This is a genomic window from Actinomadura kijaniata (genome assembly GCF_014138665.1).
Classification (GTDB): domain Bacteria; phylum Actinomycetota; class Actinomycetes; order Streptosporangiales; family Streptosporangiaceae; genus Spirillospora; species Spirillospora kijaniata.
Genome location: NZ_JACJIA010000010.1, coordinates 166271 through 179288 on the forward strand (window position 1 = coordinate 166271; position 13018 = coordinate 179288).

Annotated in this window: 9 protein-coding genes; 4 read left to right on the plus strand and 5 right to left on the minus strand. The window is 74.5% G+C overall.

Annotated elements, in window-relative coordinates; translation table 11 throughout:
• Positions 1 to 6 precede the first annotated feature (6 nt).
• Positions 7 to 1008: an NAD-dependent epimerase/dehydratase family protein gene (locus tag HNR61_RS32290; RefSeq protein WP_182846936.1), complete on the plus strand. Its 1002-nt coding sequence runs from the start codon at positions 7 to 9 to the stop codon at positions 1006 to 1008.
• 15 nt (positions 1009 to 1023) lie between these two features.
• On the opposite strand, the gene HNR61_RS32295 is transcribed toward HNR61_RS32290, so the two are convergent.
• Positions 1024 to 3132 (minus strand): M28 family peptidase, encoded by a 2109-nt coding sequence (locus HNR61_RS32295; RefSeq protein WP_182846937.1) that lies wholly within the window; start codon positions 3130 to 3132, stop codon positions 1024 to 1026.
• A 150-nt stretch (positions 3133 to 3282) separates the two neighbouring features.
• Between HNR61_RS32295 and recD2 the strand changes: the two genes are divergently transcribed.
• Positions 3283 to 5517 carry an SF1B family DNA helicase RecD2 gene (gene recD2, locus HNR61_RS32300; RefSeq protein WP_312898203.1) on the plus strand — a complete coding sequence of 745 codons (2235 nt, stop codon included), beginning with the start codon at positions 3283 to 3285 and terminating at the stop codon, positions 5515 to 5517.
• A 16-nt stretch (positions 5518 to 5533) separates the two neighbouring features.
• On the opposite strand, the gene HNR61_RS32305 is transcribed toward recD2, so the two are convergent.
• A complete protein-coding gene (locus HNR61_RS32305; protein ID WP_182846939.1) occupies positions 5534 to 6316 on the minus strand; it encodes an MBL fold metallo-hydrolase in 783 nt (260 codons plus the stop codon).
• Between the two features lie 72 nt (positions 6317 to 6388).
• Positions 6389 to 6958: a TetR/AcrR family transcriptional regulator gene (locus HNR61_RS32310; RefSeq protein WP_220510054.1), complete on the minus strand. Its 570-nt coding sequence runs from the start codon at positions 6956 to 6958 to the stop codon at positions 6389 to 6391.
• 60 nt (positions 6959 to 7018) lie between these two features.
• On the opposite strand from HNR61_RS32310, the gene HNR61_RS32315 reads away from it, so the two are divergent.
• Positions 7019 to 8371, plus strand: a complete 1353-nt coding sequence (locus HNR61_RS32315) for an MFS transporter (RefSeq protein ID WP_182846940.1) — start codon at positions 7019 to 7021, stop codon at positions 8369 to 8371.
• Here HNR61_RS32315 and HNR61_RS32320 read toward each other — a convergent pair.
• Positions 8331 to 9860: a peptide ABC transporter substrate-binding protein gene (locus tag HNR61_RS32320; protein WP_182846941.1), complete on the minus strand. Its 1530-nt coding sequence runs from the start codon at positions 9858 to 9860 to the stop codon at positions 8331 to 8333. The genes HNR61_RS32315 and HNR61_RS32320 overlap by 41 nt on opposite strands.
• Positions 9861 to 10068: 208 nt before the next feature.
• Here HNR61_RS32320 and HNR61_RS32325 point away from each other — a divergent pair, with 208 nt between their 5' ends.
• Positions 10069 to 11514 carry an LVIVD repeat-containing protein gene (locus HNR61_RS32325; RefSeq protein WP_182846942.1) on the plus strand — a complete coding sequence of 482 codons (1446 nt, stop codon included), beginning with the start codon at positions 10069 to 10071 and terminating at the stop codon, positions 11512 to 11514.
• A gap of 28 nt (positions 11515 to 11542) precedes the next feature.
• Here HNR61_RS32325 and HNR61_RS32330 read toward each other — a convergent pair whose 3' ends face one another.
• Positions 11543 to 12859, minus strand: coding sequence for an FUSC family protein (locus HNR61_RS32330; RefSeq protein ID WP_182846943.1), 1317 nt, complete (start codon positions 12857 to 12859; stop codon positions 11543 to 11545).
• Positions 12860 to 13018 lie beyond the last annotated feature (159 nt).

The following is a 13018-nucleotide window of genomic DNA, read 5'->3' on the forward strand; positions in this document are numbered from 1 at the left end:
ACCGCCATGGGCCTGACGGTCGCGGTGACCGGACCCACCGGAGAGATCGGCATGGCGGCGGTGGCCGCCCTGGAGGACGACGACCGCGTGGAGCGGGTGCTCGGCATGGCGCGCCGCCCGTTCGACCCCGCCTCGCACGGCTGGAGGAAGACCGCCTACCGGCGGGGCGACATCCTGGACCGGGCCGCGGTGGACGCGCTGGTCGCGGACGCCGACGTCGTGGTCCACCTCGCCTACGTCATCATGGGGTCGCGGAGCGAGAGCGAGCGGGTCAACCTGGCCGGGACGCGGAACGTGTTCGAGGCGGCCGTCGCCGCGCGTCGGCCCCGCCGCCTCGTCTACACCTCGTCGGTCGCCGCCTACGGGTACCACCCCGACACGCCCGTCCCGATCACCGAGGACGTTCCGCCGCGCGGCTCGGACGAGCACTACTACTCGCGGCAGAAGGCCGCCTGCGAACGGATCCTCGCCGAGGTCACCGGCGGCTCCGGCCTGGAGGTGTACGTGCTGCGGCCGTGCGTCGTGGCCGGCCCCGAGGCGACGGTGATGTTGCGCAGCCTGCCGTGGGAGCAGGTCGCGAAGTACGTGCCCGAGCCGGTCCGCAGGACGCTGGGGCTGGTGCCGGGGCTGCGGCCGGTGCTGCCCGACCCCGGCCGCGCCTTCCAGCTCGTCCACCACGACGACGTGGCGGGCGCCGTGACCGCCGCCGTCAACGGCGACGGCCCGCCCGGCGCCTACAACCTGGCCGGGGACGGCGAGATCACCATCTCCGACGTGGCGCGGGCGATCGGCGCGTACGCGCTGCCGGTGTCGGGGCGGCTGGTGGGGCTCGCCGCCGGGGCGGTCGACCTGCTGCCGTACCTGCCCGCGCAGGCCGAGTGGATCCACGGCGCCAAGCACTCCATGGTCATGGACACCGGGAAGGCGCGCCGCGAGCTGGGCTGGACGCCCCGGCACGACGCGCGCGCCACCCTCGCCGCGATGGCCGGGGCCGCGCGGCGAGGATGACGCCCGGTCACCCGGTCAGGGGGTGAGGGTGCGGGTCGCGGCCCGGAGGCTGCGGTAGAGCTCGGCCTCGTACCTGCGGGCCAGCGCCGGATCGCCGAACTGGAACAGCGCGTCGTTCAGGGCGGGCAGCCGCTGGGTGGCGTACCCGGTGTCGATGCCGGGCGCGTACATCTGGTGCCGGTACCAGGGCCTCCGGGGCAGCCCGGCGGCGGTCAGCAGGTCCCGCTCCGTCTGCATGATCTTGTCGTTGAGGCGGCGGAACGCGGCGGTGTCCCCGGCCTTCAGCGCGGCGTCGGCACGGGCCTGCAACGCCTCGGCGGCCCGCTGCCACGCCCGCGCCTGCCGCACGTCGCGCGACACGTCCACCACGACCCGGCCGTACTTCTTCTTCTGCGCGGCGGTGAAGTCGTTCAGGTACGTCACGGTCTCGGCCGCGTACGACTGGTAGCGCAGCGGCGCGACGTCGGCGTTGGCCAGCCGCAGCGCCGCGATGCCGACCAGCCGCGACATGGCCGCGTGGTACTCGAACGTCGGGTCGCCGAAGCGCGAGGTCCAGTAGTGGTCGTCGCAGGCGCAGTGGTAACTGCCCGCGGTGCCGGGGCTGGAGGAGCCCAGGTCCATCGCCGGGACGCCGTACCGCTGGAAGAACGCCTGGAAGTCCGAGCCGCCGCCGATGCGGTCGATCGGGGTCGTCCCTCCGTTCTTGCGCTTCCAGTCGTCGTAGGCCGTTCCGGTGGTGCCGGGCCAGCGGACCTCCCTGGTCACGTCGGTGACGAACCGGTCGAGGGCGGGGGTGGCCTGCGCGCCGAAGTCCGAGCCGCCCGCGCCGTCCATGTTGATGTAGGCGACGGCGTTGCGGAGCAGCCGGTCGCGGTCCTCGGCGTACTCGCTGGAGCCGTAGATGCCGTACTCCTCGCCGTCCCAGGTGGCCAGCACGATCGACCGCCGGGGCCTCCAGCCCTTCCTCAGCAGCGCGCCGAGGCCCCGGCCGATCTGCAGGATGTTGCCGGTGCCCGACAGGTTGTCGACGCTGCCGTAGGCCCAGGAGTCGTGGTGGGCGCCGAGGATGACCTCCTGGTCGGGGCGTTCGGCGCCGGGGACGCGGACGATGACGTTCCAGATGGGACGGACCCGGTAGTCGTTCCTCAGGTCCAGGTGGACGCGCGTGCCGCCGGGTCCGAACCGGTACGGGAACCTGAGCCCGCCCTGCCACTCCCTGGGCACCCGCGCGCCGCCGAGGGAGCGCAGCAGCGGCTCGGCGGCCCCGTAGGAGATCGGCGCGGTGGGCACCAGGCCCCGGAGCATCACCGACTGCTCGGGTCTGATCCGCCGGGCGTTCCGGGTGGCGGGCCAGCCGGGCGTGAGCGGGTCGCCGGCCGCGTACATGATCTGCGCGACGCTGCCGCGCTGGATGCCGTCGGCGGCGCGCCACGGCCCCTGCGGGTAGACCTTGCCGTGGGTGAACCCGTCGTCGGCGGGGTCGGAGTAGATCAGCACGGCCTTGGCGCCGCGCCGGGCGGCCTCGCGCGGCTTGACGCCGCGGAGCACCGCGCCGTACCGGGCCAGCACGATCTTGCCCTTGACGGAGATCCCGTTCTTCTCCAGCAGCGCGAAGTCCTCGGGCCGCCCGTAGTTGGCGTAGACGACCTCGCCCTCGACGCGGCCGTCGGGCGACATGCCGCTGTGGCCGGGGATGACGTGCTGGAAGTCCTTCTGCCAGGGGCGCCGCCGTTCCTTGACCGGCAGGTTCACCCGCCGGGGCGCGGTCATCTCGACCTTGATGCGCCTCGGCTGCGACAGGTACGTGTGGTAGGTCTTCACCTCGGGCCTGAGGCCGTAGGAGCGCAGCTCGCGCACGATGCGGTCGACGCGCCGCCGGTCGCCCGTGGTGGCGGCCAGGCCGGGTTCGGAGGCCAGTTCCCGGTCCAGGGCACGCGCCCTGGTCGCGGTCGGGACGGCGCCGAACGCCTTCTCCAGCTGCCGTTGCAGCGTGGCGCTGCGCGGCGTGAACCCGGCGATGGGGGCGTTGTCGGCGGCGGGGGCCGCGGCCGCCGGGGGCGCGGCGACCAGCGTGGCGGCGGTGGCGAAGCCCGTGGCCAGTGTCAGGAATCGGGAGCGGAACACCAGCGACACCTCTCGGTACTCGCGGTACGGATGGGCCTCCCGGAACGTACGCCGCGATCACCGCGAGTTCTAGATCATCTGCCGGATGCGGCCAGCGGCCCGTCCGGGCGCGGTTACCGGAGTGTCGGTGGGGTCGGGCATCCTGGGCATGTGACGAGCGCGGCGCCTGACCCTCCCCGGCCGGTGGTGCTGGAGGCGGTCCTGGAGAGGATCACCTACGCCAACGAGGACACCGGCTACACCGTCGCGCGCGTGGCCACCGACCGCACCGGCCCGACCGGCGACCTGCTGACGGTGGTGGGCGCGCTGCTGGGCGCGCAGGTGGGGGAGAGCCTGCGGCTGACCGGCCGGTGGCGGTCGCACCCCCGCTACGGCAAGCAGTTCGAGGTGGACTCCTACAGCACCGTGCTGCCCGCGACCGTGCAGGGCCTGCGGCGCTACCTGGGCTCCGGGATGATCAAGGGGATCGGGCCGGTGATGGCCGACCGGATGGTCGAGCACTTCGGCACCGACATCCTGCAGGTCATCGAGGAGGAGCCCGAGCGCCTCAACGAGGTGCGCGGCCTCGGCCGCAAGCGCGTCAAGCGCATCGCCGACGCCTGGGAGGAGCAGAAGGCCATCAAGGAGGTGATGGTCTTCCTGCAGGGCGTCGGGGTCTCCACCTCCCTGGCGGTGCGGATCTACAAGCAGTACGGCGACGCCTCGATCGGCACCGTCCGGCGCGAGCCGTACAAACTGGCCTCCGACGTGTGGGGCATCGGCTTCAAGACCGCCGACACCATCGCCCAGGCGGTCGGCATCCCGCACGACAGCCCCGAGCGGATCAAGGCCGGGCTCCAGTACACCCTGTCGGAGGGCGCCGACAACGGCCACTGCTTCATGCCCGAGCCGAACCTGGTCACGGCGGCCGAGAAGATCCTCGGCGTGCCGCGCGAGCTGATCGGCCCCGCCCTGGACGAGCTGGTCGCCGAGGAGGGCGTGGTCCGCGAGCGCATCCCCGGCGCGGGCGAGGACGCCGCCGACATCCCGGCGGTGTACCTGGTGCCGTTCCACCGCGCCGAACGCTCCCTGGCGCGCGGCCTGCGCGAGCTGCTGGAGGCCGGGCACGACCGGCTCAAGGCGTTCGCCGACGTCGACTGGGACCGGGCGCTCGGCTGGCTGCGGCAGCGCACCGGCGTGGAGCTGGCCCCCGAGCAGGAGCAGGCCGTGCGGCTCGCGCTCACCTCCCGGGTCGCGGTCCTGACCGGCGGCCCCGGCTGCGGCAAGAGCTTCACCGTCCGGTCCATCGTGGAGCTGGCCGCCGCGAAGAACGCCAGGATCGTGCTGGTGGCGCCGACCGGCCGCGCCGCCAAGCGGCTGGCCGAGCTGACCGGCCACGAGGCGTCCACCGTGCACCGCCTGCTCCAGCTCCAGCCCGGCGGCGACGCCCGCTACGACCAGGACGAGCCGCTGGACGCCGACCTGGTCGTGGTGGACGAGAGCTCCATGGTCGACCTGATCCTGGCCAACAAGCTGGTCAAGGCCGTCCCTCGCGGCGCGCACCTGCTGCTGGTCGGCGACGTGGACCAGCTGCCGTCGGTCGGCGCGGGCGAGGTGCTGGCCGACCTGCTGAACGCCGAGGTCATCCCGCGCGTCCGGCTCACGAGGATCTTCCGGCAGGCCCAGCGGTCCGGGATCGTCGTCAACGCCCACCGCGTCAACAGCGGCGAGCACCCGCACACCCACGGCTACCCCGACTTCTTCCTGTTCCCCTGCGACGACCCCGAGGAGACCGCCACCCTCACCGTGGACGTCGTCGCCCACCGCATCCCCCGCAAGTTCGGCCTGGACGCGCGCCGCGACGTGCAGGTCCTCACGCCGATGCACCGGGGCGCGGCCGGGGCGGGCACACTGAACCAGATGCTCCAGGACGCGCTGACCCCGCACGACGAGAGGAAGCCCGAACGCCGCTACGGCGGGCGCGTCTTCCGGGTCGGCGACAAGGTCACCCAGCTCCGCAACAACTACGACAAGGGCGAGGCCGGGGTGTTCAACGGCACCGTCGGCGTCGTCACCGCCGTCTCCCTGGAGGAGCACACCCTCACGGTCCGCACCGACGAGGACGAGGACATCGACTACGCCTTCGACGAGCTGGACGAGCTCGCCCACGCCTACGCCATCACGATCCACCGCTCGCAGGGCAGCGAGTACCCGGCGGTGGTGCTGCCGCTGACGACCAGCTCCTGGATGATGTTGCAGCGCAACCTGCTCTACACCGGCATCACCCGCGCCAAGAAGCTGGTCGTCCTGGTCGGCTCCCGCCGCGCGCTGGCCGCCGCCGTCCGCACGACGGGCCAGGGCCGCCGCCACACGGCCCTCGCCTACCGCCTCGGCTCAGGAGACTGAGCCCAGGGGACCGGGCTCAGGAGACCGCGCTCAGGCGGCCGAACTCCCACGGGTCGTGGGCGCTGAACACCTCGACCTCGCCGCCGCGCGTGCGCGCCAGTTCGCGGAGGCGCGCGACGTTGTCCAGGCGCAGGGCGCGGTCGGTCTCGCCGCCCTCCTGGACGAGCTGCATCAGCGGGTGCGTCACCGGCTCGGGCCGGTCGATCTCGCCGTGGTAGAAGTACGTGTCGCCCGCGTGCAGCAGCCAGCGGTCCCCAGCGTCCACGGCGACCCCGGCGTGGCCGGGCGTGTGGCCGCCGAGCGGGAACACCACGATCTCCGGCGGCGGCCCCGGCAGGGGCCGTGCGCCCGCGAACCCGAACCACTCGTCGCCGCCGTCGCCGTAGGTGCTCCAGCGAGGCCCGTGGGCGAGCTGCGCGTTGTCCGGGTCGAGCGTCGCGTGCTCGGCCTCGTGCAGGTGGACGGTCGCCTCCGGGAAGTCCGACAGGCCGCCCATGTGGTCGTTGTGGGCGTGGGTGAGGACGATGTGCCGCACGTCGGCGGGGGAGTGGCCGAGCCGCCGGACCTGCCGCAGCGCGGTCTCGGCGGGGTCCAGCACGGGACCGGCGTAGGTGACCCAGTCGGCGCCGAGGCGCTCGCCGGGGCGGGCGATGTCGTGGGTGCCGAGGCCGGAGTCGACCAGCACCAGCCCGGCGTCGGTCTCGATCAGCAGGCAGTGGCACACGACGTGCCGGGCGTCGCCGCCCTCCACCCGTTCGATCGTCGTCAGTGATCCGCAGTTGAGGTGATGGATGCGCATGGGGTGAAAGTAGACCGGTCTACATATTTTTGGCAAGCCGGATGACGGTCCGGGGTTGTGACGGGGGAGCGGTCAGCGGGCGGCGTAGCGCTCGATCGCGTCGAGGAAGATCTCCTCGGCCAGGGCGTGGACCCGGTCGATCTCCTCGGGGGCGGCGGTGAAGCGCCCGCCCGCCTCGGAGGCGGCCAGGCCCATGCCGACGGTGTCCAGCAGCCGTTGCAGCGGCGGGACGACCTCCTCGGGGACGCCCGCCGCGCGCAGCATGTCCTGCACCGCGTCGCGGGGGCGGCGCGCCTCGGGGCCGACGGTCGGGCGGGTGAACAGCAGCGGGAACAGCGCGGGGTGGCGGCGCGCGACCTGCCGGACGCCCGCGGCGAACGCGCGCATCCGGTCCTGCCAGGGCAGGTCCGGGTCGTCCTCGGGCATCTCGCGCATCAGCCGCTCGACCAGGCCGTCCAGCAGCCCGTCCTTGTCGCCGACGTAGCGGTAGAGCGCCATCGGGGTCACGCCGAGGCGGGAGGCGACGGCGCGGACGCCGACGGCGGACAGGCCGCGCTCCTCGGCGAGGTCGAGGGCGGCGTCGAGCACCTCGTCGCGGGTCAGGCCACGGGTGCCCCGGCCGCGCGGGGCGGGGGTGGTCACCCGTCCAGCCTACCGCTTAATATACGCCGTATATATACCCTGTATACCAAGTGAGGTCCCATGTCCCCCCGGTGGACCCTGGCGGTCGTCACCGTCACCGGCTACCTGCTCGTCCTCGACCTGATCGGCGTGAACGTCGCCCTGCCCGCCCTGCGCCGCGACCTGGACGCCGGGCTGGCGGAGGCCCAGTGGGCCGTGGACGCCTACGCCCTGACGCTGGCGGTCCTGCTGCTGCCCGCCGGGGCGCTGGCCGACCGGCTCGGCCGCCGCCGTTTCCTGCTGGCCGGTCTGGCGGTCTTCACCGCCGCCTCGCTGGCCTGCGCCCTGGCGCCCTCCGCGCCGGTGCTGGACGCGCTGCGCGCGGTCCAGGGCGCGGGCGCGGCCCTGCTCTACGGGACCGCGTCGCCGCTGCTGGCCGCGCTCCACCCGCCCGGCCCCGAACGCGACCGCGCCCTGGCCGTCCTCGCGGCGGCGGCCGGGGCGGCGGGCGTGACCGGGCCGCTGGTCGGCGGCGCGCTCACCGAGGCGTTCGGCTGGCGGGCGCTGTTCCTGCTGAACGTCCCGGTCGGGCTGGCCGCGCTCGCCGTCGCGGCCCGCGCGGTGCGCGAGTCGCGCGACCCGGACCCGCGCCCGCTGGACCCCGGCGGCACCGGCCTGCTGGCCGCCGGGATGGGCGGGCTGCTGTGGGCGCTGATCGAGGGGCCGCGCGCCGGGTGGGGCGGACCGGAGGCGGTGGGCGGGCTCGCCGTCGCCGCCCTGGCGTTCGCCGCGCTCGCCCGGCGGCGCACCGCCGTGCTCGCGCCGCTCGGCGGGCGGCTGTTCCGCGCCAACGCCGTCGCCGCCTGCGCCCTCCACGTCACCGGCGCGGGATCGCTGGCCTACTTCTCGCTCCACGTCCAGGGCCCGATGGGAGCCCGCCCGGCGGAGGCGGGCGCGTGGTTCCTGGCCTACGGCCTGCCCGGCCTGGCCGCGCCCCTGCTGCTGGCCCGCGTCGCGCACCGGTTGCCGCCCGCCGCGCTGGTCGCCGCCGGGCCGCTGCTGCTGGCCGCCTCCTGCCTGCTGCTGGCGGCCACCTGCCGGACGCACGCGTGGGGCGCGATGGTGCCCGGCTTCGTGCTCGGCGGACTCGGCATGGGGATCGGGAACCTGGCGGCGAGCCAGGTCGCCCTGGCCGCCGTGCCCGCCCGCGCGGCGGGCGTGGCGTCCGGGGTGACCAACACCGGCAAGCAGGTCGGCATCGCCGTCGGGATCGCGGTGCTCGGCGTCCCCTACGGGATGTCCGGAGTGGACGCGATGTTCGTCACGGCCGCCGTGCCGGCGATCGCGGGCGCGCTGCCCGCGCTCCTGCTGGCGCGGGCGGCGACGCCCGCCCTCACCCCGTCGCGGTCAGGCGGTCCAGGCGCAGGCCCGTGAACGCGTCGGCGGTGACGCCCCGGGCGCGTTCGGACCACACGAAGTGGTCGTGCGGGGCCCACAGCGGCAGCAGCGGCATGTCCCGCAGCAGCGCGCTCTCGGCGAGGCGGGCCGGGATCACCGCGTCGTCGGGGGTGGCGGCGCTCTCGGCCCGGCCGATCTGGTCGAGGGCGTACTCGTCGCGGTAGCCGGTCCCGGCGGCGGTGAGCGGGCTGAGCGCGGCGATCGGGGCGGGGTAGGCGGCGGCCGAACGCACCACGTACGGGCCGTCCACCTCGCGCTTGTCCAGAGCTCTGCGCAGGTCGGCGGTCGGCACGGGCTTCAGGCGGGTGTCGAGCCTCAGGTTCGCGCGGAGCTGGTCGGCGAGGGCCTTCACCCACGCGTCGTCGCCCGCCCCCGCCTCGTACCAGAACGTCACCGGCCCGCCCAGCCCGCCCGCGTCGGCGAGCGCCGCCGACGCGGCCTTCGGGTCGTGCACGCACAGGCGGCACTGGCCCTCGCGGCGGCCGGGCAGGATGCCGGGGGCGACCAGCGAGTTGGCCGGGGTGGTCTGGTGGCCGAGCGGCCCCTCGGACACGGCGCGCCGGTCGATCGCCATCGAGATCGCCTGCCGGACGGCGGGCGAGGACAGCCGCTTCTCCCACCCGGGGAACGCCAGGTACGTCATCGCCCGGCCCGGCACCACCAGGTGCCGCCCGGGGAAGTCCTTGTCCATCGACGCGTGCCGGTTCGGCGGGACGGCCGTGGCGACGTCCAGGTCGCCCGCCTCGACCGCCGCGTACTGGCGGCCCGCGTCCGGCACGGCCCTGACCACGACGTCGCGCGCGCCGTCGCGCCGCAGGACGAGCGCCCGGCCGTCGTTGGAGACGACCCGCACGGGCCCGTTGCCGACCGGCCGCCGGGCGTAGGCGGCCCAGTCGCGCGACCTCAGTACCGGCTCGGGCATCGGCAGGAACGCCGGGTCGCCCAGCAGCGACGGGAAGCCGTTGAGCGGCCGGTCGAGCGTCACCTCGAACGACAGGTCCCCGGTCACCCTGAGCCCGGCGACGCCGTCCGCGCCCTCCCGCGCGCCCTTGACCCGCGCGACCTCGGTGAGCAGCCGCGCCCCGGCCCAGCGCTCGCGCAGCACCGCCGTCCAGGCGTCGGTGAACGACCGGGCCGTGACGGGCGAGCCGTCGTGGAAGCGCCCGCCGGGGCGCAGCCGCACCGTCCACACCCGCCGGTCCGGGCTGGTGATCGACTGGGCGGCGGCCTCGACCGCGCGGCCGGTCGCCGGGTCGTGCTCGACCAGGCCCGTCCACACCGCGCCCGCGACCATCCGCCCGGTGGCGTCGCGCACGTCGCCCGGCAGCAGCGTCGCGGCGGGCGCGGCCCCCACCGACGGGCGCGGGTCGGCGGGCCCGCTCCATGCCCGGAACGCCACCACCGGGGACACCAGGACCACGACCGCCCCCGCGACCAGGGCGGCGGTGCGGGCGACGCTCTTCACGCGGGGCGCTCCTTCGATCTGACCGGTGCCGGACGCCGGTGAGCGTACGGCACCGGCGCACCGCCGAGAAGGGGCGGACCGCCGCCACCTGGGCCGGTGGGCATCTGCTCACATTCCGGCGGCGACTTCTTCGTCACTCCTCGCCCCTTGAGCTTGATGATCTTTACGGTCACACTCGACTCGCCATCCCCGCGTGATCGGAGGCGCGATGTCCCCCGGCAGACCCACCCGACGTGTCCTGTTCGGCACGGCCTCGGTCGCGGCGGCCGCCGCGCTGACGGCCGGGACGGCCTGGGCGTGCCCGCCCGACCCCGGCAACCAGCAGACCCGTGTGGCCTCGGCCCAGGGGGAGGGGCGCGATCTCGGCGCGCACGCCGGGCACGGGCCCCGCGACGTCGGCAAGACCTCCCAGCGGGTCTCCAACGCGATCAAGGGCGTGAAGCCCGTCGGCAACGTGCCCGACGCCAAGGAGTCCACCTCGCTGGTCTTCATGGACTACGGCAAGGGCAAGAACAAGCGGACGATCATGTACGTCAGCGGCCGGTTCGGGCTCAAGGCCTACGACCTGACCGCCGACCCCAAGAGCCCGCCGCTGGTCGGCACGTTCGACCTGCCGGGGTTCTGGCAGGGCGAGGACACCGAAGCCGACCACAAGCGCAAGATCATCTACCTGTCGCGGGACCCGCGCGCGTTCGGCGGGAACACCGACACCGGCGAGTCGGGCATCTACGTCATCGACGTGTCCAAGCCCGAGAGCCTGAAGCAGCTCACCTACGTGAAGGTCCCGGCCGGGCACACCACCTCCTGCGTCAACGACTGCCGGTACCTGTGGACCGGCGGCCCCGCCAAGGCCAGCTGGATGCCCGCCGACTGGGCCGGCCGCCCCGTGTGGGTCACCGACGTGCGCGACCCGCGCCGGCCGAAGGTGTTCCAGAACCCGATCGACACCGGCCGCAACGACGGCACGACCGACTACACCCACGACATCCAGGTGGACGCCGCCGGGATCGCGTGGGCGTCGGGCCGCGGCGGCGTGCGCGGCTACCACACCGAGGGCCGCCGCTGGGACCCGGTGAAGAAGCGCTTCCGGAAGGCCACCGCGTGGGACCCGGTCCCGTACGCGGGCGGCGGCATCGACGAGGCGACCACCAACTCCTCGTTCATGCACAACAGCTTCCGGGCCGTCGGCCGCACCTGGAACCAGGGCCCCGACCCGCGCAAGTGGGGCGTGGGCCAGGTCCTGATCGTCACCGAGGAGACCTTCAACGAGGGCTGCGCCAACGACGGCCTGCTGGTGTTCGCGTCGCTGAAGGGCTCCTACGGCGGGCAGGGCTGGCGTTCGACGCCGGACAACAAGTTCCGGCTGCGGACGCTCGGCACCTGGGGCGTCGCCGGGCAGGAGGGCAGCCGCCCCGACACCGACGACTGCTCGGCGCACTACTTCGACATCAGGAACGGCGTGCTCGCCCAGTCGTTCTACTCGCAGGGCACCCGGTTCCTGGACGTGCGCGACCCCACGAACCCCAAGCAGATCGCCTACTTCCGGCCGGACGACTCGCGGGCGTGGGCGGCGTACTACCACGGCAAGTACGTCTACGTCGCCGACCACGCCCGGGGCATCGACGTCCTGGAGACGACCTTCGGCCGGAGCTGACCGCCCGGCGCGAGCCCCTCGGGAGGCCCTACCGGCGCCGCCGCAGCTGCGGCCGGTAGGGCATCTCTCCGAGATCGACCTCGCGGGCGTGGCGCTCGGCGGCCGACCGCAGCCGCGCGCCCGCCGTCCCCACCAGCCGGGCGGGCCGCTCGGGCAGGTGCCGGTCGGCGGCGCGGCGGCGGCGCCAGTCCTCCCGCGCCATCGCGCGGCGCTCGACGCGCAGCTGCTCGACCAGCCGGTCCAGATGCATGATGATCTCGCCGTACAGCGGCCACGGGCCGGTGGTGCCGGGCCGGGTGCGCACCGCCGCGCCGAGCCGGGCGCGGTGCTCGCGGGCCTCCCGCAGGTAGCGGTCCAGGGACCGTTCCAGATCGTCGGGCCGGGCGTCGGGGGCCAGGTCGGAGCAGACGAGCCGGCCGTAGGTGTCCACGGCCGCGCCGATCGCGCCGATCATGTCGGCCAGCGGGCCGCGGACCGCGTCGTCGGAGCCCAGGCGTGAGGCGTCGCCGCCCAGCCGGGTGTAGTCGGCCAGCGCCCGCAGCAGCCCGCGCAGCGACAGCGTGAAGTGCTCCATGGTCTCCAGGCCGTCGCGCAGCGCGATCCCGGCGTGGGTCATCCTGATCGCGCGCGGGTTGAGGCGCAGGCTGTCCTCGGTCTCGCCGAGCTCCACGTGCAGGCCGTCGATGCGGTGGGCCAGGTCCTCGGTGCCGTGCAGGCGCCGGTCGGCGGCCTCGGCGGTCAGGCCGTGCCGGATGTCGGCCGACAGGCCGGTCAGCACCGAGGCCAGCTTCGCGCCGACGCCCTCGACGGCCTCCTGCGCGGGGCGCACCCGCACCGAGGGCACCAGCAGCGTGACGGCGAGCCCGGCGCCGGCCCCGATCAGGGTCTCCAGCACGCGGTCGGCGGCGGCCGCGTCACTCGCCGCGCCCAGCGCGAAGATCAGCATCGCGCTGATCGGGACCTCCAGCACGTGTTCGCCCAGCCGGAGCACGTGCCCCACGGCGAGCGCGGCCAGGATGGTCAGCCCCAGGCTCCACCAGGAGAACCCGACGGTCCCGGCCGACAGCACCGCCACCAGCACCCCGGAGGCGACGGCGACCACGCGCGACACGCTCGCCTTGATCGTCTGGTAGACGGAGTACTGGACGACCAGCAGCGCGGTCAGCGGCGCCAGCAGCGGCGCGGGGATCCCGGCGGGCAGCACCGCCAGCGCCAGCAGGTAGGCGGCGGTGGCGGTGAAGGTGAGCCGGGTGATCCGGAAGGCGGTGGACTGGACTTCGGCCGTGACGCGGATCGGCCGGTCGGGACGGGCGGTACGGACGGCATGCGGCAGCACGAACGACATGGCTCCGGAAAAGGGTTCGAAGACGTGCGGTGGAAGGGGGTGGGCGCGCCGGGCCTCGGGCGGGCGCACCCCTTGTCCAATGCATCGGACCCCCTTGGGTATGCCCCAAAACCCCAGGAGTTCGTAAAGGTAAGCGGGCTCACACCAAGCGGGCGGAGA